23 protein-coding genes are annotated in these 20,429 nt (G+C 66.6%); 11 read left to right on the top strand and 12 right to left on the bottom strand.

The features are described from left to right. Positions 1-165: 165 nt before the first annotated feature. Positions 166-675 carry a formaldehyde-activating enzyme gene (gene fae, locus PV781_RS05675; RefSeq protein ID WP_274774640.1) on the top strand — a complete coding sequence of 170 codons (510 nt, stop codon included), beginning with the start codon at positions 166-168 and terminating at the stop codon, positions 673-675. Between the two features lie 55 nt (positions 676-730). Here the strand turns inward: fae and PV781_RS05680 are convergent, their stop codons facing one another. The 5 genes from PV781_RS05680 to PV781_RS05700 all read right to left on the bottom strand — a co-directional run bounded on the left by PV781_RS05680 (position 731) and on the right by PV781_RS05700 (position 3,895). Next, the gene (locus tag PV781_RS05680; protein WP_274774641.1) at positions 731-1,084 is read right to left on the bottom strand and encodes a tRNA-binding protein; all 354 of its coding nucleotides are present in this window, start codon (positions 1,082-1,084) and stop codon (positions 731-733) included. Positions 1,085-1,186: 102 nt separating this feature from the next. Further along, positions 1,187-1,843 (bottom strand): TetR/AcrR family transcriptional regulator, encoded by a 657-nt coding sequence (locus PV781_RS05685; RefSeq protein WP_274774642.1) that lies wholly within the window; start codon positions 1,841-1,843, stop codon positions 1,187-1,189. Between the two features lie 83 nt (positions 1,844-1,926). Next, a complete protein-coding gene (gene proC, locus PV781_RS05690; protein ID WP_274774643.1) occupies positions 1,927-2,763 on the bottom strand; it encodes a pyrroline-5-carboxylate reductase in 837 nt (278 codons plus the stop codon). 65 nt (positions 2,764-2,828) lie between these two features. Beyond that, complete coding sequence (locus tag PV781_RS05695) at positions 2,829-3,329, bottom strand: type III secretion system chaperone family protein (protein WP_209105036.1); 501 nt, start codon at positions 3,327-3,329, stop codon at positions 2,829-2,831. A gap of 293 nt (positions 3,330-3,622) precedes the next feature. Beyond that, complete coding sequence (locus PV781_RS05700; protein WP_274774644.1) at positions 3,623-3,895, bottom strand: accessory factor UbiK family protein; 273 nt, start codon at positions 3,893-3,895, stop codon at positions 3,623-3,625. A gap of 197 nt (positions 3,896-4,092) precedes the next feature. Here PV781_RS05700 and lgt point away from each other — a divergent pair, with 197 nt between their 5' ends. From lgt to PV781_RS05725, 5 genes are all read left to right on the top strand, one after another. After that, entirely contained in the window at positions 4,093-4,926 is an 834-nt protein-coding gene (gene lgt / locus PV781_RS05705; RefSeq protein WP_274774645.1) for a prolipoprotein diacylglyceryl transferase, read from the top strand. 3 nt (positions 4,927-4,929) lie between these two features. Further along, entirely contained in the window at positions 4,930-6,045 is a 1,116-nt protein-coding gene (locus tag PV781_RS05710; RefSeq protein WP_274774646.1) for a class I SAM-dependent methyltransferase, read from the top strand. After that, the gene (gene pgeF / locus PV781_RS05715; protein WP_274774647.1) at positions 6,042-6,809 is read left to right on the top strand and encodes a peptidoglycan editing factor PgeF; all 768 of its coding nucleotides are present in this window, start codon (positions 6,042-6,044) and stop codon (positions 6,807-6,809) included. Before PV781_RS05710 ends, pgeF begins: the two co-directional genes overlap by 4 nt. 259 nt (positions 6,810-7,068) lie before the next feature. Continuing rightward, on the top strand, positions 7,069-7,614 hold the full coding sequence (locus PV781_RS05720; protein ID WP_274774648.1) for a hypothetical protein: 546 nt from the start codon (positions 7,069-7,071) through the stop codon (positions 7,612-7,614). 81 nt (positions 7,615-7,695) lie between these two features. Beyond that, a complete protein-coding gene (locus PV781_RS05725) occupies positions 7,696-8,649 on the top strand; it encodes a ribose-phosphate pyrophosphokinase (RefSeq protein ID WP_274774649.1) in 954 nt (317 codons plus the stop codon). Between the two features lie 69 nt (positions 8,650-8,718). Here the strand turns inward: PV781_RS05725 and PV781_RS05730 are convergent, their stop codons facing one another. Then, entirely contained in the window at positions 8,719-9,501 is a 783-nt protein-coding gene (locus PV781_RS05730) for a phosphatase PAP2 family protein (protein WP_274774650.1), read from the bottom strand. A 69-nt stretch (positions 9,502-9,570) separates the two neighbouring features. On the opposite strand from PV781_RS05730, the gene PV781_RS05735 reads away from it, so the two are divergent. Then, positions 9,571-10,059, top strand: a complete 489-nt coding sequence (locus tag PV781_RS05735) for a YaiI/YqxD family protein (protein WP_274774651.1) — start codon at positions 9,571-9,573, stop codon at positions 10,057-10,059. 116 nt (positions 10,060-10,175) lie between these two features. Then, positions 10,176-10,565 carry an MAPEG family protein gene (locus PV781_RS05740; protein ID WP_274774652.1) on the top strand — a complete coding sequence of 130 codons (390 nt, stop codon included), beginning with the start codon at positions 10,176-10,178 and terminating at the stop codon, positions 10,563-10,565. A gap of 33 nt (positions 10,566-10,598) precedes the next feature. On the opposite strand, the gene PV781_RS05745 is transcribed toward PV781_RS05740, so the two are convergent. Further along, positions 10,599-11,216: a PadR family transcriptional regulator gene (locus PV781_RS05745; protein WP_274774653.1), complete on the bottom strand. Its 618-nt coding sequence runs from the start codon at positions 11,214-11,216 to the stop codon at positions 10,599-10,601. A gap of 156 nt (positions 11,217-11,372) precedes the next feature. Between PV781_RS05745 and PV781_RS05750 the strand changes: the two genes are divergently transcribed. Beyond that, positions 11,373-12,356, top strand: a complete 984-nt coding sequence (locus PV781_RS05750; protein WP_274774654.1) for a tyrosine recombinase XerC — start codon at positions 11,373-11,375, stop codon at positions 12,354-12,356. Positions 12,357-12,368: 12 nt separating this feature from the next. Here the strand turns inward: PV781_RS05750 and PV781_RS05755 are convergent, their stop codons facing one another. Next, positions 12,369-12,938: a hypothetical protein gene (locus PV781_RS05755; protein WP_274774655.1), complete on the bottom strand. Its 570-nt coding sequence runs from the start codon at positions 12,936-12,938 to the stop codon at positions 12,369-12,371. A gap of 71 nt (positions 12,939-13,009) precedes the next feature. On the opposite strand from PV781_RS05755, the gene PV781_RS05760 reads away from it, so the two are divergent. Together PV781_RS05760 and PV781_RS05765 are read left to right on the top strand one after the other, a co-directional pair. Further along, a complete protein-coding gene (locus PV781_RS05760; RefSeq protein WP_274774656.1) occupies positions 13,010-13,420 on the top strand; it encodes a VOC family protein in 411 nt (136 codons plus the stop codon). A gap of 102 nt (positions 13,421-13,522) precedes the next feature. Then, positions 13,523-13,774 (top strand): hypothetical protein, encoded by a 252-nt coding sequence (locus tag PV781_RS05765; protein WP_274774657.1) that lies wholly within the window; start codon positions 13,523-13,525, stop codon positions 13,772-13,774. Between the two features lie 97 nt (positions 13,775-13,871). Here the strand turns inward: PV781_RS05765 and lpdA are convergent, their stop codons facing one another. The 4 genes from lpdA to PV781_RS05785 form a co-directional block, all read right to left on the bottom strand. After that, on the bottom strand, positions 13,872-15,275 hold the full coding sequence (gene lpdA / locus PV781_RS05770) for a dihydrolipoyl dehydrogenase (protein ID WP_274774658.1): 1,404 nt from the start codon (positions 15,273-15,275) through the stop codon (positions 13,872-13,874). 230 nt (positions 15,276-15,505) lie between these two features. Continuing rightward, on the bottom strand, positions 15,506-16,741 hold the full coding sequence (gene odhB / locus PV781_RS05775) for a 2-oxoglutarate dehydrogenase complex dihydrolipoyllysine-residue succinyltransferase (protein ID WP_274774659.1): 1,236 nt from the start codon (positions 16,739-16,741) through the stop codon (positions 15,506-15,508). A 49-nt stretch (positions 16,742-16,790) separates the two neighbouring features. Beyond that, on the bottom strand, positions 16,791-17,093 hold the full coding sequence (locus PV781_RS05780; protein WP_274774660.1) for a YciI family protein: 303 nt from the start codon (positions 17,091-17,093) through the stop codon (positions 16,791-16,793). Between the two features lie 13 nt (positions 17,094-17,106). Next, positions 17,107-20,058 carry a 2-oxoglutarate dehydrogenase E1 component gene (locus PV781_RS05785; RefSeq protein WP_274774661.1) on the bottom strand — a complete coding sequence of 984 codons (2,952 nt, stop codon included), beginning with the start codon at positions 20,056-20,058 and terminating at the stop codon, positions 17,107-17,109. Between the last annotated feature and the right edge of the window lie 371 nt (positions 20,059-20,429).

The raw sequence follows: 20,429 nt of genomic DNA on the forward strand, positions 1-20,429 counted from the left end.
GGCCAACCGGTTCGACATCCGCCGAACGCCGTCAACAAGGATAGCCGGGCTGGAGCCCGCATCCTGGACCCTTCCGGTGCCTGGACTTGCGGCTCCAAGACAGGAGCGCACGCGCTCCCTCTCGGTGTCTTGAAAACGCGCAGCCATCTTATGGAGGATGCTCCCATGGCAAAGATCAACAAGCTGCTGGTCGGCGAATCCCTCGTCGGCGACGGCAACGAAGTCGCCCATATCGACCTGATCATGGGCCCGCGCGGCTCGGCGGCGGAAACCGCTTTCGTGAATGCCCTCACCAACAACAAGGACGGCTTCACCACCCTCCTGGCGGTGGTGGAACCCAACCTTCTGGCCAAGCCGAACACGGTTCTTTTCAACAAGGTGACCATCAAGGATGCGCGTCAGGCCGTGCAGATGTTCGGCCCGGCGCAATATGCGGTGGCCAAGGCCGTGACAGACAGCGTCGAGGACGGCACCATCCCAGCCGAAGAGGCCGACGACATTTTCATTTGCGTCGGCGTATTCATTCACTGGGAGGCGTCGGACGACGCCAAGATCCAGGAATTCAACTACACCGCCACCAAGGAAGCCATCGCCCGCGCTGTAGCTGGCGAGCCCAAGGCTGCCGACGTGGTGCAGAAGGCCAAGACGGCGCATCACCCCTTCGCGGCGTCCTGACCCGAAGCGTGACGCTCTTCCGCGGCGGTCCCTCACCGGGGCCGCCGCTCCTCCTTCAGAACAGCCGGCCGCCGTCCGGCACCTTCAGCGACGGGCCGATGAGGACCACCGCGCCGTCAGCATCGGGAAAGCCCAGGGTCAGCACTTCCGACATGAAGGGGCCGATCTGGCGCGGCGGAAAATTCACCACCGCTGCAACTTGGCGTCCAATGAGATCGTCCGGCGTGTAGTGCACGGTGATCTGGGCCGACGATTTCTTCACCCCGATCTCCGGCCCGAAGTCGATGCGCAGCTTGAAGGCGGGCTTGCGAGCCTGCGGAAACGGCTCTGCCTCGACAATGGTGCCGACCCGGACGTCCACCTTCATGAAGTCGTCAAAGCTGATGGTTTCGGCGATCTTCTGGGTCATGGCTTGTTCCTCGGGCATCAGGGGCATGGCGGGCGAATCGCCCGCGTGCGCTGAGCCTTTGGATAACAGAGCGCTCGCCGGCACGAAGCAGGGGGCGGCCGCTCACGCCTCCTCCACACCCTCCGGACGCGTCGGCACAGCGGCCGAGGCGCGGCGCACCCGCCACGGCAAGGCGATGTAGGCGAGGTCGTCGAGCATATCGAGCAACTTTGCGCCGCTGCGCAATTCCCGGTCGAGCGCCGCCATGGTGCGGGAGAGACCGGGATCCTCATCCTTCAGCCACACCTCCACCACGCGGGCGAACAGGAGCGCAAGGCCGTGGGCCTTCACATCTCCTTCCAGGCCTGCAGAATCGATGCCGGCGGCCGCCAGCATCCAGCGCTGGGACTGCGTATTGCTCTTCAGCAACGCCGCGGCGAGCGCCGGATTGCGGCGCGCCGAAGCGAAAAGGGAGGCGATGGCCGGCCGGTGCGGCTCGAGGGCATCGAGCCGGCGCATGAGCACCTCGAACAGCCGCTCATGGGGGCTCTCCCCCGCCATGTCGTCGGCAAGCCCACCTTCCGCCAGCACCTCCAGATCAACACTCTTGCCGAGGGCGAACAGGAAGTCGAACGTGGAGGAGAAGCCCACCCGCATCTGCGACAGCGGAACGCCGGCCCGCGACGCGATCTGCGCGTAGGTCACGCGCTCAAAGCCCTGTTCGGCGACGAGGGCAAGAAAGGCGTTGAGGCACGCCGCGCGCGTGGTTTCGGACACCATGGTGAGCCTCCCGTTCGTGCTGCCGCCCCGATGTGTGAACGGCGATCGCCTCCCTCAAGAGGCGATCGCCGTTGAACGCCTCTTCAGGCGCCCAGCTCCTTGGAGCGCCGGGTCGCCGCCGCAACCGCTTCGGTCAGCAGCGGGCCGAACCCGCGCTGGGAATCCATGAGGACCGAAAGCGCGGCGGCGGTGGTTCCCGCCGGCGAAGTGACATTCTCGCGCAGAGTGGCGGGGTCGATGCCGGACTGGGCAATCAAGGCGCCCGCCCCCGCAACGGTTGCACGGGCGAGGCGGTCCGCAAGGTCAGCGGGCAGCCCCGCCGCCGCACCGGCCTTCGCCAAGGTCTCGGCCAGCAGAAACGCATAAGCGGGGCCGGAGCCGGAAACGGCGGTGGCCGCGTCCATCAGGTCTTCGTCCTCGATCCATTCCACCGGCCCCAGTGCCGCCAGCAGCGCGCCGACGAGGGCCCGATCCTGCGAGGCCACCTGGGCATTGGCGACCGCCACCGTGATCCCCTGCCCGATGCTGGCGGGCGTATTGGGAATGGTGCGCACGACGGACGTGCCACGCGGCAGGGCCTCCTGGAGAAAACCGATGGTGCGGCCGGCCATGATGGAGACGACCAGCGTACCCGGCTTGACGATGGACCGCACGGTCGCCAGCACCGCGGGCGCCACCTGCGGCTTCACGGCGAGCAGAACAATCGAGGGATCGGGAAGGGAGTCCAGGCTGGGATTGGCGAGGGCGCCGCGGCCGGTGAGGCTGGCGGCCATCTCGTCCGACATATTGGGGTCAAGGGCGACCACACGCTCAGGGTCGATGCCACTGCGCAGCCACCCCTCCAGGATGGCGCCCCCCATCTTGCCAGCCCCCACCAGCACCACGGGGCCGCTCAACTGCTTCAGAACATTTACCGACATGGCACACCTTCATGGGCGGCGGGACCGGACGAGCCGGCCCCGCGCAAATCCGAGTGCGTCCAGTCTTAAGCCTCTCCGACGGTATCGAAAAGCGCCGTGTCCATGGCTTCGCGCGCGGACTTGCCGGCCCACACCACGAACTGGAAGGCGGGATAATAGCGTTCCACCGCGTCCATGGCCGCGTCCACAATGGCTTCGCACTGCCGGTCGCTGGCGGTGGCCCCGCCGGCAAGCACCAGGGCGTGGCGGAACATGATCACCCCTTCCTGCGCCCACAGGTCGAAATGGCCGAGCCACATCTGCTCGTTGATGAGAGCGAGGAGTTTCAGCACCTCGGCACGGCGGCCGTCCGGCACCTTGAAGTCGAAGGCGCAGGCAAGATGCAGCGCTTCGATCTCGTCCATCCACTGGAACGAGACGTGGCAGTCCGTCCAGCGGCTGGAGAGCGACAAGGTGATCTCGTCCTCGTCGGAACGCTCGAACGCCCAGTCGCGAACGGCAGCGAGCCGTTCGACAAGGTCGACGGGATTGGCCGGAGCTTCAGCTTCGATGTCGATGAGAGACATGCCTCGACCTCGCGGTTTGAGGAACGCGGAGAGGGTCGAACGCGGCACAACACGGCACTCAAAGCCAGCCAGGATTTGCGCGACGCGGCGTACCGGCGGCTCCACCGTCCGAAGCCATCGGCTCCGGCTCGATGTGCCATGGCGAGGCTGCACCCCGTCGCGCACGGCGCGACGATCCGGCTTCGAATCGCCACTTCTCCACTATATCGCGATGCAATGCGGCATCGCTACGACATATTGAGGGAGGGGAAACTCATTTCCCCTGGAATGTATCTTGGCGGCAACGCCGCCTGTCACGCGCCGGTGGGCGGGGTCTGGACAGAAAGCCGGGTTTCCAACTCCGCGATCTTGGCCGAGAGGCGCTCGTTTTCCTCGCGTGTGGCGGCGACGAGGTCCTTGAGCACCTCGAACTCCTCGCGCTTGACCAGGTCCATGTCCCGCAGGAAACGCTCCATCTGGGCGCGCATCACCGTCTCGGCCTCGCGGCGCACGCCCTGGGCGACGCCGGCGGCATCATTCACGAGGCGGGCCATCTCATCGAAAATCCGGCCTGAGGTCTGGGTCATGGCTTGCCTCCGTCACACACCGGCCAGTCCGCTTTCAGGAGCAGGCCGCTTTCGGTGAGACAATGGGCATGCCGCCCGCACGCTGCAAGAGGCGATCCGCCGCCATCCTCACCCGCGTCACCTTGACGGATGGGCCTGCGGCGGGCACATGCCCTGCTCCGGCCCGCGCCAGGCCACCAGTTCAAGACGGGGTCGCCATGATCCAGCTCGCGCTGCCATTTCCGGCCCTCGACCCGATTCTCGTCGAAATCGGCCCCTTTGCCATTCGCTGGTATGCCCTTGCCTACATTGCCGGTCTGCTGATTGGCTGGCGCCTCGCGCGCTGGCTGGTCTCTCGCCCGGCCCTGTGGGGCGGCACATCGCCCATGCAGCCGGTGGACATTGACGACTACCTGTTCTGGGCGACGCTGGGCGTCATCCTGGGCGGGCGTACCGGCTATGTGCTGTTCTACAACCTGCCTTACTTCCTGCAGCACCCGGCCGAGATCTTCATGGTCTGGAAGGGCGGCATGTCGTTCCACGGGGGCCTTGCCGGCACCATCGTCGCCCTCATCCTCTTTGCCCGCTCCCGCGGCATTGCGGTGCCCTCGCTGCTGGATGTGTCCGGCGTGGTGGCCCCGATTGGGTTGTTCTTCGGGCGCCTGGCCAACTTCATCAATGGCGAATTGTGGGGCCGCCCTTCGGACGTGCCCTGGGCCATCATCTTCCCCACCGGCGGCAATGTGCCACGCCACCCCAGCCAGCTCTACGAGGCGGCGCTGGAAGGCCTGCTCCTGTTCGTCATCATGATCATCGCAGTGCGCCTCGGCGCCCTGCGCCGGCCGGGTCTGGCCGGTGGCATCTTCGGCATCGGCTATGGTCTTGGCCGCATCGTCGGCGAATTCTTCCGCGAGCCGGACCCGCAGCTCGGCTATCTGGCCTTCGGCACCACCATGGGGATGATCCTCTCCGTGCCGCTGGTGTTGGCGGGCATCGGCCTTGTGCTCTATAGCCTGCGCTCAAGCGCGCCCCGGACCGGCGCGGGAGCCTGAGCGGTGACGCCGCTCGAGGCTGAGATCCGGGCGCTCATTGCGGCGGAAGGCCCCCTTTCGGTGAGCCGATACATGGCCCTGTGCCTTGGCCATCCCGTCCATGGCTATTATCTCACCCGCGATCCGCTCGGGGCGAAAGGCGATTTCACCACAGCCCCCGAGATCAGCCAGATGTTCGGCGAGTTGCTGGGCCTTTGGGCCGCAGCCGTCTGGCAAAGCATGCACGCGCCCGACGTGCTGCGCCTCGTCGAGCTCGGCCCTGGCCGCGGGACCCTAATGGCGGATGCCCTGCGCGCCGGGCGCATTGTGCCCGGCTTCCTGCAGGCGGTGGACGTGCATCTGGTGGAAACCAGCCCCGTCCTGCGCCGCAAGCAGGAAGACGCGTTGCGGCCGAGCGGCGTGCCGGTCACCTGGCACGAGCGCATCGAAGATGTGCCGGACGGTCCGGTGATCGTCCTGGCGAACGAGTTCTTCGATGCCTTGCCCATCGCCCAGTTCGCGCGGGGCGCCAATGGCTGGCATGAACGCAAGGTGGGCCTCGGACCGGACGGGGCGCTGGCCTTCGGGGTCGATCCCATCGCCTCCCCCATGGCGGCGACCTTCGCCCGAAATGTGCCGCCACCTTACGCGCCTGGCGCGATCCTGGAGCACCTGGAAAGCGGGGCCATGGATGCCCTTGCCTCGCGGCTCGCGTCCGGCGAGGGCGCGGCACTGGTCATCGATTACGGACATGTCCGCAGCGGCCTCGGCGACACGCTCCAGGCCTTGAGTGCCCATCGCTTCGCCGATCCGCTGGATCGGCCGGGCGAGGCGGACCTCACCGCCCATGTGGACTTCGCCGCCCTCGCCCGGTCGGCGCTTCAGGCGGGCGCACGTGCCTTCGGCCCCCTCACCCAGGGTGAGTTCCTGGAGCGGCTGGGGCTGTCCGCCCGTGCGGAGCGCCTCAAATTCAACGCGACGCCGGTGCAGAAAGAAGTCGTCGATACCGCCCATCGTCGCCTGTCGGGGACCGGCAAGGGAGAGATGGGCGAGCTCTTCAAGGTGCTCTGCGTCACCAGCCCCACCTTCGAGGCGCCCCCCGGCTTTGACCCGTCCGAGGCTTTTTCGGAGACCCCATGAAGATCACAGCCCCTTCCCTCTCGCGCCTCCCCGGCATCCGCCATGGCTTCTTCACCCGGCAGGGCGGCGTCTCGGAAGGGCTCTATGCCAGCCTGAACGGCGGCATGGGATCCAGGGATGACCTGGCCAACGTGCAGGAAAACCGTGCCCGGATGGCGGTGGACCTCGGCATCGCGCCAGAGGCCCTGGTCGCCTGCTGGCAGGTGCATTCGCCGACCGCCGTGGTCCTGGAGAAGCCCTGGAGCCGGGAGGACGCCCCCCAGGCCGACGCGGTGGTGACCGCCAGTCCCGGACTTGGCGCCACCGTCACGGTGGCAGATTGCGGACCCGTCCTCTTCGCCGATCCCCTCGCCCGCGTGGTGGGCGCCGCCCATGCGGGCTGGAAGGGAGCCTTCGGAGGGGTGCTCGCCGCGACGGTCGCGCGGATGGAGGAACTGGGGGCAGTCCGCAGCCGCATGGTCGCCGCCATCGGGCCCCTCATTCGCCAGGACAGCTACGAGGTGGGCGACGACTTCATCGCCCGCTTCCTGGAGGAAGACCGGGCCCATGCCCGCTTCTTCCGCGCCGCCGAACGGCAGGGGCATGCCCTGTTCGACCTGCCGGGCTTCATCGCCCACCGCCTGAACGAGGCGGGCGTGGGCACAGTTGAGGACCTCCAGCTGGACACTTATTCCGACGAGGCCCGCTTCTTCAGTTACCGGCGTGCCACCCATCGCAAGGAGGCCGATTACGGACGCATGGTGGCGGCAATCGCGCTCGTCTGAATGGCCCGTCGCACCTCCAGACGGTTGCTGCCGCATGGGGATTTCGCCCGTTAACGACATTTTAACCGTTTTCCTGGACCTCGCGCCCGATTGCGGATAACCCTCCTGTGACGATGACACAGACAGGGGCGACCGCATGAACGGGGCGACGGCCAGCACGGGTTGGGCGAAGCGGCTTCGGATCGCGAGCCGCGTCGCACTCCTTCTCTCGGGCCTTTCCCTGGCCGCGTGTCAGACCGACGGAAGCGGCGGCAGCCCGATGGCCTCGTCCGGCAGCCGGACACTGGCCTTCGATTCTATCGACGGCCCGCCCAAGCCCACCTTCGAAAAGCTGGTCACCGAGCTGACCTCGGAGGCGCAGGCGCAGCAGGTGCCGGTCGTATCGCGCACCGACACCTCCACCTATCGCGTTCGCGGCTACCTGTCCGTGCATTCGGACAAGTCCAAGACTGCGGTGAGCTACGCCTGGGAAATCTACGACGCCGACAAGCAGCGCGTTGCCCGCATCACCGGGGAGGAAGTCACCAAGCGCGTGAAGGGCGATGCCTGGGCCGCCTGCGACGACGAAATGCTCAATCGCATTGCCGGCAAGTCCATGGCGAGCCTTGCCGAGACGATTGGCATTCCCGCGCCGTCGGGCCAGGCTCGCGCTACGGCGGCCCCGGCCGCTGCTGCGGCAGCCCCGGCCACCCCGGCAGCACCCGAGCCGCCGGCCGCCGCACCCAGCGGTCCGCCCGTGGACGGCGACGGCCCGCCGGTGGCCGAGGCCGCCTCCTCCACCACGCTGGCTTATGCGGCGCGCTAAGGCTTCTTTACAAAGCCGTTCGCAAAGGCCAATCAGGCCGGCGTCACAGAATCCCCTTTCCGCGGTTTTGGCGGAGCGTCCATGTCGACCGAGAACGGATCCATGAAGATTGTCGCCGGCAATTCCAACCGCGCCCTGTCAGAAGCCATCGCGGCCTACCTCTCCACTCCTCTGACCAAGGCGGTGGTGCGGCGGTTCGCCGACATGGAAATCTTTGTCGAGATTCAGGAAAACGTGCGTGGACAGGATGTCTTCGTGGTGCAGTCCACGTCCTTCCCCACCAATGACCACCTGATGGAATTGCTGATCATCATTGATGCGCTGCGCCGGGCCTCGGCCAAGCGCATCACGGCGGTGATCCCCTATTTCGGTTATGCCCGGCAGGATCGCAAACCCGGTCCCCGCACCCCGATCTCCGCCAAGCTGGTGGCCAATCTCATCACCCATGCGGGCGCCGACCGCGTGATGACGCTGGATCTCCATGCCGGGCAGATCCAGGGCTTTTTCGACATCCCGACGGACAACCTCTACTCCGCCCCCGTTATGGTCCGCGACATCAAGGAGCGGTTCGACATCGGCAACCTGATGGTGGTCTCTCCCGACGTCGGCGGCGTGGTGCGCGCCCGTGCGCTCGCCAAGCGCATCGACGCGCAGCTGGCTATCGTCGACAAGCGCCGCGAGCGTCCGGGCGAGAGCGAGGTCATGAACGTGATCGGCAATGTGGAAGGCCGGTCCTGCATCCTCGTGGACGATATCGTGGATTCCGGCGGCACGCTGGTGAATGCGGCCGATGCGCTCCTGGCGCGCGGCGCCAAGGAAGTGCACGCTTATATCACCCACGGCGTGCTCTCCGGCGGGGCGGTGGCGCGCATCACCGCCTCCAAGCTCAAGGAACTGGTGATCACGGATTCCATCCTGCCTACCGAGGCGGTGCGGGTTGCGCGCAACATCCGCGTGGTGTCCATCGGCACCCTTATCGGTGAGGCCATTGCGCGCACCGCCCATGAGGAATCGGTCTCCAGCCTGTTCGACTGAGCCGGCCGGCTTCTCCGAACACGCCACCATTACGGGCGCGCCAAGCTGGCGCGCCTTTTTTGTGCGCGGTTACGCGGCGGGCTTGTCCCCGGGGAGCACGGGCTGCGCCTCCCGCTCCACTTCGCCGCGCTCCTGCAGCCACAGCATGACGAGCCAGGAGAGGCAGGCCCAGCCGGCCCCGAGCGCCCATCCCCCGAGCACATCGGTCGGCCAGTGCACGCCCAGATAGACGCGGCTGATGCCCACGATGACAGTGACGCTGGCAGCCAGCGTCAGCAGGAAGACCTTCACCCTCTGGCGCGGCTGGGCGCGCGCGAGCAGGGCCCCCAGCGTCAAATAGACCACCGCGGACATGGTGGAATGGCCGCTCGGGAAGCTGGCCGTATAGACCTCCATGCCATGGGGCACGAGATCGGGACGGGGCCGGCCGATGCCCCATTTCAGGAGGCTCGACAAGATGGCGCCCCCGGCGATGGAAACGGTGACCATGAGCGCCGTGTGGCGCTTTCCCACCAGGATCAGATAGGCGAGCACCGCCAGCGTGATGAGCGTGAGAATCGTTGTGCCGCCAAGCGCCGTGAGGTCGCGCATGCTCTCCTCGAACCAGGGCGGGCCGATGGGATCGGAGCGGTCCGTCGTCTCGCGCAGGGCAAGCAGGATGCGTTCATCGAGGGAATGGGTCTCCCCCTCCAGCACGTCCTCTGCCAGCGCCAGGAAGCCGTAGAAGGCAACGGCCGCGAGCGCGATTATGGCCAGGGTGGCGCGCTCCAGTTCGCTGACGCGCGTGAGCATGGGGCCGATAACGGGCAGTCTCTGCAGGCGGCGGTTGAGGGTCGAGAGCGTGTCCTTCATGCCCACGGCTCCGATCCGTGCCGCGCATTCGCATTGAACCTGCTGCCGTCCGATGTCATCACACCATCCATGATCACAGAGCCGCCCCGTCCCGAACCGATCGCCATCTATGTGGATGCAGATGCCTGCCCCGTAAAGGAGGAGACCTACAAGGTCGCGCTGCGCCATGGCCTGAAGGTGTTCGTGGTGAGCAATTCGCCCATCGCCGTGCCGCGCGAGACCTTTGTCGAGCGGGTGGTGGTGGCGAGCGGCGCGGATGTGGCGGATGATTGGATCGCCAGCCGGGCAACAAGGGGCGATGTGGTCGTGACAGCGGACATTCCGCTGGCGGACCGCTGCGTGAAGGCGGGCGCGTCGGTGATCGCACCCAATGGCAAGGCCTTCACCGAGGCCACCATCGGCGCCGCGCTCGCCACCCGCAACCTCATGGAAGACTTGCGCTCTGCCGGAGAAATGACGCGCGGCCCCCGCCCCTTCTCGCCGCGCGACCGCTCCGCCTTCCTGTCCGCGCTCGATCTGGCCATCGTCCGCCTGAAGCGGGCGGGCTATCTGGCCTGAGCGCGGAACACGACGGATGTAAGAGACTTGAAAGGTTGCGGGACCGAGCCTGAGCCAAAGCCATCGCGGTCGCCTAGACAGGCAGGCGCGCCGCCCCCCTCTCGGAAGGACCATCCATGACCGTGGAACTGCGCTATCTGGCCTTAAGTATTCTCTTGGTCTTCGTGCAGTTGTTTCTCGCCGCGGCCGGCGCCACCAAGGCGCGGGGTCTGGCATGGAATGCCGGTGCCCGGGATGAGGAGACGCCCCCCTTGCCTCCCGTGGCCGGTCGGCTCGACCGCGCATTTCGCAATGTCCTGGAGACGTTTCCCCTGTTCGCCGCAGCGGTGTTGCTCACCCACGCCGCGGGGGTGCATTCGGCGCTGACCAGCTTTGGGGCCGCGCTCTATTTCTGGGCGCGGGTTCTGTACGTGCCGCTTTATGCGTTCGGCATTCCCTATGTGCGCTCCATGGTGTGGAGCGCAGCCAGCGGCGGGATCGTGCTGATCCTCGCCGCCCTTCTGTGAGGCGCGGCCCCTGAGGGGCCGCATGCCCGTCTGTCAGCCGTTCTGGCGGATGTCGTTGGCAGCGCGGGAGAGGATCTCCACGATCCGCAGTTCCCCACCGCGGTCGGCCTCCAGCGCTTGCTGGCTGGCCTCGCGCAGATTTTCGAAGGCGGCTTCCACCAGGCGCGGCAGGTTGCCCTCCCGGTGACCTTCCTCCTCGCCGCGCCCCATCCACTTCTTAAAGCGGCTCATGCGCAGGCCGATCTCGGACAGGCGGCCCAAAAGCGCGTCGGCGAAGTCCCGATTCTCAGCCAGATGGGCCTCGCCCTCTGGTGTGATGGCATAGCGCTTCTTGGCGCCGTCCGCCTCGGCCACCACGAATCCGGCCTCTTCCAGATAGGTCAGGGTCGGATAGACCACGCCCGGGCTCGGCGAGTACCAGCCGCCTGTCTTTTCCTCGATCAGCTTGATGATCTCGTAGCCGTGGCGCGGCTGCTCGGCGATGAGCGCGAGCGCCAGCAGCTTGAGGTCGCCCTGGGCCAGCATGCGGCCGAGGCGGAACATGTCGCCGCCGCCCCCCCGGCCGCGACCGCCCCGGCCACCGCCGAAACCTCCGCCTTCGCCGAACCGGCCGGCGGCATGACGCTCGAAATGGGATCTGCATCCAAACATGGGAAGTGCTCCATTAGATATATCGTTCGATACCCTGCACCCCTTATATCGTTCGATATATCTTTTTGACAAGATCCCCTGCCCGCCCATTCAGCGATCCTTGAGATTTGACGCGCAAGAAGGAGTGGCAGCATGCTCAGCCCTCAAGGAGGCGCCATGGCCAGCAGCGACGAGACCAAGGCGCGGCGAACGCAAGGCGCCCTTCTCAGTGTGACCGCGCCGGATGTGGGCGCCGCCGCCGAAGGCTGGCTGGCGCGCCTGGCCCATGAGCGGCACCTTTCTCCCAAGACGCGGGAGGCCTATGCCCGCGATCTCACCCGCGTCCTGACCATTCTCACGGATCATTTGGGAGGACGCCCTTCGCTTGCGGAGCTCGCCGCGCTCAAGCCGGCGGACGTGCGCGCCGTGCTCGCCGCCCGCCGCAGCGAAGGCAGCGCACCGCGCACGCTGGTGCGGCTTCTCGCAGCCGCGCGCTCCTTCGCCCGGCACCTGGAGCGGGAGGGGCTCGGCAAGGTGGCGCCCCTCGCCTCGGTTCGGGCGCCTAAGGTCCCCCGCGCCTTGCCGAAGCCCGTGACCGCCGACGCCGCGCGCGCCCTGGCGGATGCTGGTACCCGCGCGGGTGAGGCCCGTGAAAACTGGGTGCTGGCCCGAGACGCGGCGGTGATCGCCTTGCTCTATGGCGCGGGCCTGCGCATTTCCGAGGCGCTTGGCCTCACTGCAAGCCAAGTCCCTGCGCCCGGGGTCCTCGGCGAGATCACCGTGACCGGCAAGGGCAACAAGACGCGCATGGTGCCCATCATTGCGCCCGTGTCTCAGGCGATTGCGGACTATGTGGCGCTCTGCCCGATCCCGCTTTCCCCCGACGGCCCGCTGTTCCTGGGGGCGCGCGGCGGGCCGCTTTCACCGCGCATCATCCAGCAGGCGGTAGAGCGCATGCGGGGGGCGCTGGGCCTGCCCGACACTGCAACGCCCCATGCGCTCAGACACTCCTTCGCCACCCATCTCCTGGCGCGCGGTGGGGAATTGCGGGCCATCCAGGAATTGCTGGGCCACGCCTCGCTTTCTACCACGCAGATCTACACCGCCCTCGACGAGACACGGCTTCTGGACGCCTACCGCGCCTTCCATCCCCGCGCATGACGTCCGTCGGGTTCAAGCCCGGCTGCGCGAGAAGATGCGCCGGCGCAGCGCCGCAATGCGCCGGCCAAAGCCGCCACTGGCGTGGAAGTCGGCCAGCACCCGGTCGCGCCAGGTGCGCAGCCACGCCTTGACGGGTTCAACCTCCGCCTCCGCCCAGGCCTTTACCTTGAGAAAAATCTGCACCAGTCGCGCGAACCAGCCGATGGACAGCAATTGGGTCTCGCAAACCGCAAACAGGAAGGCCATCACGCCGACGCCGATCAGCTTCACCGCCAGCAGGCAGAGGCTGCCGAAGATCCAATGCTTGTGGGCATAGGCCCACACCGCAATGCCTTCCAGCGGCTCCGCCAGCAGCAGGGGGGACAGAAACAATGCGAGCGCGGCATAAGGGGGAAGCCCACGCGCCCGCTCGGCCACCCAATGCTTGAACCGTTCGAACGGAATGAGGTCGGCAAACCAGCGGACCACCGGCTCCATATGCCGCCAGAGCCAGGCTTCCACCAGGAACAGAAAGGCGAGCAGGATCAGGATGGGGCGATAGCGGCGGCGAGGCGCCGGCCCTTGGGAGTTTTGATCGGACATCGATCCCAATCTTGCCTCAGGTCCAGTGCCGGGGTCCAATCCCGTCCGCGCGATAGGAAGGGAAGCCCTGAATGTTCGACCACATGTCTCTCGGCGTGCGGGACCTCGCCCGCGCCACCGCCTTCTACGACGGGGTCCTCGCCCCACTCGGCATCGTCCGGGTGATGACCTTCGACGAGCCCACGGGGACCGCCTCCGCCGGCTATGATTTTCCCGGCGGCGCGGACGCAACCGACAATGCCGCCTTCTGGCTGGAGGAGCGCAAGGGCGCCGATATTTCCTGTCCGCCCGGTTTCCACCTGTGCTTCAGCGCCAGAGACCGCGCGGCGGTTCACGCCTTCCACGCCGCCGGCCTCGCGGCGGGTGGCCGGGACAATGGCGCCCCAGGCCTGCGCCCGGCCTATGGCCCGGCCTATTATGGCGCCTTCCTGGTGGATCTCGATGGCTGGCGGATTGAGGCGGTGACGTTCAGTTCCCTTTAAGGGGACGCTTCCCGGTCCGTAGCACCTCAGGCTCCACGGCCATATCTTCGCCCGCTTAGCCGCGCGTGCTGACGGTGAGATCGCATTGCTGAGGGCAAGACCATGAGTGCCGACACCCCCGAGACCGAGGCCGCCCCGCTGGCAGACAAGGAGCTTCAAGACGTGGCGGGCGCAGGCCCGGCAAGCACAATGCTCGGCGTCGCCAAGACCGTCGCCGGGACGATGGTCACCACTGTAGGCTTCGTCACCACCCATGTGGTCGGACAGGCGCGCACGGGACACGACCTGATGAAATCGGGCACCGACCTCATCACCGAGGGCATCCACCAGTTGGAAAACCCCAAAGGGCGATGAGGCCTTCGGCCGTCGGCTCGTTCCGCTTGAGCCATAGAAAAAGGCCCGCCATGCCGCCGAACGTCTCGGAGGCATGACGGGCCGCTTGTCAGACCACTCACATGTGGATGGCGCGCTTCTCCACCGCCATGGCGGCTTCCTTCACCGCTTCCGAGCGGGTCGGATGGGCATGGCAGGTGCGGGCGAGATCTTCGGACGAGCCGCCGAACTCCATCAGCACTGCGCATTCGTGGATCATCTCGCCAGCCTCCGGGCCGATGATATGGGCTCCGAGCACCTTGTCGGTGGCGGCATCGGCCAGGATCTTCACGAAGCCGTCGGTGGTGTTGTTCACCTTGGTCCGGCCATTGGCCGTGAAGGGGAACTTGCCCACATTGTAGGCGATGCCGGCGTCCTTCAGTTCTTCCTCGGTCTTGCCGACGGAAGCGACCTCCGGGAACGTGTAGACCACGCCGGGGATGACGTCGTAATTCACGTGCCCCGCCTTGCCGGCGAGCATTTCAGCCAGGGCCACGCCCTCGTCTTCCGCCTTGTGGGCGAGCATGGGACCGGCGATCACGTCACCGATGGCATAGATGCCGTCCACGGTGGACTTGTAGTGGCCGTCCACCACCACGCGGCCGCGCTTGTCGGTCTCGACCCCGATCTCGGCGAGGCCGAGGCCGGCGGTGTAGGCCACGCGGCCGATGGCCACCAGCACCACGTCGGCATCCAGCGTCTCGGCAGCGCCGCCAGCGGCGGGCTCCACCGACACCTTCAGCGTCTCGCCGGAGGTGTCGATGCCGGTCACCTTGGTGCCCAGCTTGAATTCGAAGCCCTGCTTGCCGAGGATGCGCTGGAAGTTCTTGGCAACCTCGCCATCCATGCCCGGCAGGATACGGTCGAGGAATTCAACCACCGTGACCTTGGCGCCGAGGCGACGCCACACGCTGCCCAGCTCAAGGCCGATCACGCCCGCGCCCACGACCACCAGCTTGCCGGGCACCTTGTCCAGGGAGAGCGCGCCGGTGGAGGAGACCACCCGCTTCTCATCAATGGTGATGCCGGGCAGCTGCGCCACGTCGGAACCTGTGGCGATCAGGATATTCTTCGTCTCCAGCACCTGCACGGCGCCGTCGGCGTTCAGCGTCACTTCCACCTTGCCGGGCGCCAAAATCTTGCCGGTGCCGAAGAAGGCGTCGACCTTGTTCTTCTTCAGCAGGAACTCGACGCCCTTCACATTGCCGTCCACGCCCTTGTCCTTGAAGCCAAGCATGGTGGGCAGGTCGAGGGTCGGGGCGGGAACGCCGATGCCCATGGAGGCGAAGACGTGGCCGGCTTCCTCGAACTTCTCGGAGGCAAACAGCAGCGCCTTGGAGGGGATGCAGCCCACATTGAGGCAGGTGCCGCCATGGGTGCCGCGCTTTTCCACCACGGCCACCTTCAGGCCGAGCTGGGCGGCGCGGATGGCCGCCACATAGCCGCCGGGGCCGGTGCCGATGACGATGAGATCGTAGGACATGCGTTCGTCTCCAGGCCTCGAATGAAGGAGCGACCCATGTTCCCGCGCTGCATCGGCCTTAAGCCGCAGGATCGCCCCCGGTCGAGGAGATGTAATCAATATCCGGCCGGGACAGGCCGGAAGGGGTCTTGGCCCAGCATCCGCGTCCCATTGGCCGACGGCCGGGACCCGGCTTCTCCCCCGCTGGAAGGGGAAAGGCCGCCCCCGTGGGCGGCCTTTCGATCGTCACATCACAGATCGAGCACGAGGCGCGCCGGATCCTCCAGGGTCTCCTTCACGCGCACCAGGAAGGTCACGGCCTCGCGGCCGTCAACGATGCGGTGGTCGTAGGAGAGCGCCAGATACATCATCGGGCGGATCACCACCTGACCCTTGATGGCCACCGGGCGCTCCTCAATGCGGTGCATGCCGAGAATGCCCGACTGCGGCGCGTTGAGGATAGGGGTGGACATCAGCGAGCCGTAGATGCCGCCATTGGTGATGGTGAAGGTGCCGCCCTGCATGTCCTCGATGCCGAGCTTGCCATCGCGGGCCTTGCGGCCGTAACCAGCAATGGTCTTCTCGATGTCGGCGACGGAGAGCTGGTCGGCGTCACGCACCACCGGCACCACGAGGCCCTTCTCGGTGCCCACCGCAATGCCGATATTGTAGTAGTTCTTGTAGACGATGTCGGTGCCGTCGATCTCGGCATTCACCGCCGGCAGGTCCTTCAGGGCGGCGATGACCGCCTTGGTGAAGAAGCCCATGAAGCCGAGCTTGGTGCCGTGCTTCTTCTCGAAGGCATCCTTGAACTGGGCGCGCAGGCTCATCACCGCGGTCATGTCCACGTCGTTGAACGTGGTGAGCATGGCGGCGGTGTTCTGGGCGTCCTTAAGGCGGCGCGCGATGGTCTGGCGCAGCTTGGTCATCTTGACCCGCTCTTCGCGGGCCGCATCGACCGGCGCAGAAGCAACGCGCGGCACGGAGACCGGAGCGGGGGCTGCCGCCGCGGCGCCGCCGGTGGCGATGGCCGCCAGCATGTCGCCCTTGGTCACCCGGCCATCCTTGCCGGAGCCGGCAACGCCGGCCGCGGACACACCGCTTTCAGCCGCCAGGCGGGAGACAGCCGGGCCGTTCTCGGCGCCGGGAGCCGGCTTGGCCGGCGCAGCGGGAGCGGCGGCAGCCGGAGCCGGAGCGGCCTTGGGGGCCTCGGCCTTGGGGGCGGCGGGAGCGGCAGCAGCGGCCGCGCCGCCTTCCGCAATGGCGCCCAGCAGGGCGCCGACGCCGACGGTCTCGCCATCCTTGGCGATGATCTCCGAGAGCACGCCGGCGGCGGGAGCAGGCACCTCCACCGTGACCTTGTCGGTCTCCAGCTCCACCAAGGGCTCGTCGGCCTTCACGGCGTCGCCGGGCTTCTTGAACCACTTGCCGATGGTGGCCTCGGTAACGGACTCGCCCAGGGTGGGCACGCGGATTTCGGTCGCCATCTGTCTCGTCCCCGCAGGGACCTCCCTCGATTTCCCGTCGCGCGCCGGATCAGGACCGGCGCAAGATCAGCGACGGCATGGGCATCACCTCATAGGAGAAGCCCACCTCCGCCGCCACCACCGGATCGGCGTGCCCCAGGGCCCGCGCGCCGGCCTCGTCCTCCACTTCCACCACCGCCAGCCCGAAAGGCCCTGCGGGGTCCATGACCGGTCCCACCACGATGGCGATGCCGGCCTGAGCCTTTTCATGCCAATAGGCGCCGTGCGACTGCATCAGCGCCACTTCCTCAGCGGTGGCATCAAACGGAAAGGTCACGCGCGGGGCGCGCAACCGCATCGCGAAATAGGCCACCGCCGCTCCCTTCTCAGCCCAGGGCCTCCTCGAGGAAGGCCTTCAACTGCGCCAGATGCTTGGACATCAGGCCCGTCGCCGTGGCGGCGGAGGCCGGACGACCGGCATAACGGGGGCGCTTGGAGGCGCCGCCCACATTCTCGAGCACCCATTCCAGATAGGGCTGGATGAAGAACCAGGAGCCCTGATTCTTGGGCTCTTCCTGGCACCACACCACTTCCGCGCCCTTGAAGCGGGACAAAATCTGCACCAGCGTCTTCAGCGGCACCGGATAGAGCTGCTCGACGCGGAGCAGGTAAATGTCATTGATGCCGCGCTTCTCGCGCTCCTCGTAAAGGTCGTAATAGACCTTGCCGGAGCACAGCACGACGCGACGGATCTGCTCGTCCGGCACCAGGGTGATGGCCTCGCCGGCGCGGGTCTGGGCATCGTCCAGCAGGACGCGGTGGAACGAGGTGCCCGCCGCCAACTCATCCAGCCGCGACACCGCACGCTTGTGGCGCAGCAGGGACTTCGGCGTCATCAGGATGAGCGGCTTGCGGAACTCACGCTTCATCTGCCGGCGCAGGATGTGGAAATAGTTGGCCGGCGTGGTGCAGTTGGCCACCTGCATGTTGTCCTCGGCGCACATCTGCAGATAGCGCTCGAGGCGGGCGGAGGAGTGCTCCGGCCCCTGGCCTTCATAGCCATGCGGCAGCAGGCAGACGAGGCCGGACATGCGCAGCCACTTGCGCTCGGCCGAAGAGATGAACTGGTCGAACACCACCTGCGCGCCATTGGCGAAGTCGCCGAACTGAGCTTCCCAAAGCACCAGGGTGTTGGGCTCCGACAGGGTGTAGCCATATTCGAAGCCCAGCACCGCCTCTTCCGAGAGCATCGAATTGATGACCTCGTACTTGGCCTGCCCCTCGCCCAGATGGTTGAAGGGCTTGTAGCGGGCCTCGGTGACCTGGTCGGTGAGCACCGAATGGCGCTGCGAGAAGGTGCCGCGCTCGCAATCCTGGCCGGACAGGCGCACCGGGCGGCCTTCTTCCAGAAGGGTGCAGAAGGCCAGGGCCTCGCCGGTCGCCCAGTCGATGCCAACGCCGTCTTCCACCGCCTTGCGGCGATTGTCCAGGAAGCGCTGGATGGTGCGATGGACGCTGAAGCCTTCCGGGACCTTGGTGATCTTTTCCCCGATGGCCTTCAGCTTTTCGATGTCGACGCCGGTGTCGCCACGGCGCGGATCGTCATCCTCGTGCGCGGGGCGGAAGCCGGCCCAGCGGCCGTCCAGCCAATCCGCCTTGTTGGGCTTGTAGGCCTGTCCGGCCTCATACTCGCCTTCCAGGTGGTCGCGCCAGGCGGCGCGCATCTTGTCGAGTTCGCCGGCATCGATCACGGCCTCCGCCTCGAGCTTCTTGGAATAAAGCTCCAGCACGGACGGATGCTCGCGGATGACCTTGTACATGTGCGGCTGCGTGAATGCCGGCTCGTCGCCCTCATTATGGCCGAAGCGGCGGTAGCAGAACATGTCGATCACGACAGGCTTGTGGAAGCGCTGACGGAACTCCGTCGCCACCTTGGCGCAGAAGGTCACCGCTTCCGGATCGTCGCCGTTCACATGGAAGATCGGCGCCTCGATCATCTTCGCCACGTCGGACGGATAGGGCGAGGAGCGCGAATAGCGCGGATTGGTGGTGAAGCCGATCTGGTTGTTGATGATGAAGTGCAGCGAGCCGCCGGTGCGGTGGCCCTTCAGGCCGGACAGGCCCAGGCACTCGGCCACCACGCCCTGGCCGGCAAAGGCCGCATCGCCATGGATGAGCAGCGGCAGCACCTGGACGCGCTCGGCGTCCTTGAGCTGGTCCTGCTTGGCGCGGGACTTGCCCAGCACCACCGGATCCACGATCTCAAGATGCGAGGGGTTGGCGGTAAGCGAGAGGTGCACCTTGTTGCCGTCGAACTCGCGGTCCGACGAAGCGCCCAGGTGGTACTTCACATCGCCGGAGCCTTCCACGTCGTCGGGCGCCCAGGAGCCGCCCTTGAACTCGTGGAAGAGGGCGCGATGGGGCTTGCCCATCACCTGGGTCAGGGTGTTCAGGCGGCCGCGATGGGCCATGCCGAACACGATTTCCTTCACGCCCAGATTGCCGCCGCGCTTGATGATCTGCTCCAGCGCCGGGATGAGGCTTTCACCGCCATCCAGGCCGAAGCGCTTGGTGCCGGTATATTTGACGTCGAGAAACTTCTCGAAGCCCTCGGCCTCCACCAGCTTGTTGAGGATGGCGCGCTTGCCTTCGCGGGTGAACGAGACTTCCTTGTCCACGCCCTCGATGCGTTCCTGAATCCAGGCCTTCTCCTCAGGCGAGGAGATGTGCATGAATTCGACGCCGATGGACCGGCAATAGGTCCGGCGCAGGATCTCCAGCATCTCGCGCACGGTGGCAAATTCCAGCCCCAGCACGTGATCGATGAAGATCTTGCGATCAAGGTCGGCCTCGTAGAAGCCGTAGGAGGCCGGGTCGAGCTCGGGGGCCTCGCGCGGCGGGGTCAGGTGCAGGGGATCAAGATCCGCATGCAGATGGCCGCGCATGCGATAGGCGCGGATCATCATCAGCGCCTTGACGCTGTCACGGGTGGCCTGCTGAACCTCGGACGCGGAGAATTCCACGCCCGCCTTCTGGGCCTTTTCCTTGACCTTTTCGGAGACCTTCTTCTCCACCTCGATCCAGTTGCCGTCCATGGCGGAGACCAGCTCGCCATTGGCATGGATCGGCCAGCCCGCCTTCTTCCAGGAGGCACCTTCCGCATTCTTGCGGACCTCGTTCGGGTCGTCCTTCAGCGCGGAGAAGAAGCTCTGCCACTGGGCGTCCACCGACGACGGGTCGGCCTCGTACCGGGCATAGAGATCCTCGATCCACGCCGCATTGGCGCCATAGAGGAAGGAGGTGGCAAGAAACTGATCATTCTGATCGGCGCGCGACATGGGCTTCCATCCCAGGAGGATCGGGAACGGCGACGTCTATGGCGCACAATTGCGGCCCGACGAAGCCCCCACGATCGTCCACTGGCACAAATTGCATTCGGGGGACACTTTCCCCCATCCGCCGGCCCGTCCAGGCTGAACCCGGGCAGCGGCCGGCCTGCTGTACATAACCCTGACGCATGGTCGGCGAAAGCACCAAGCGGAACACTTCCCGCCTTTTTGGCGCATTCCCGCTCTGCCCAGGGGGCAGATCAAATGCCAGCGGGCCGGAGCGTTGCTCCGGCCCGCCAGATTGATCAGCCCTTCAGCACCTCGACGAGGGTCTTGCCGAGACGCGCCGGGGAGGGAGAGACGCGGATGCCCGCTTCTTC

This window comes from Aquabacter sediminis (assembly GCF_028863665.1).
GTDB lineage: Bacteria > Pseudomonadota > Alphaproteobacteria > Rhizobiales > Xanthobacteraceae > L1I39.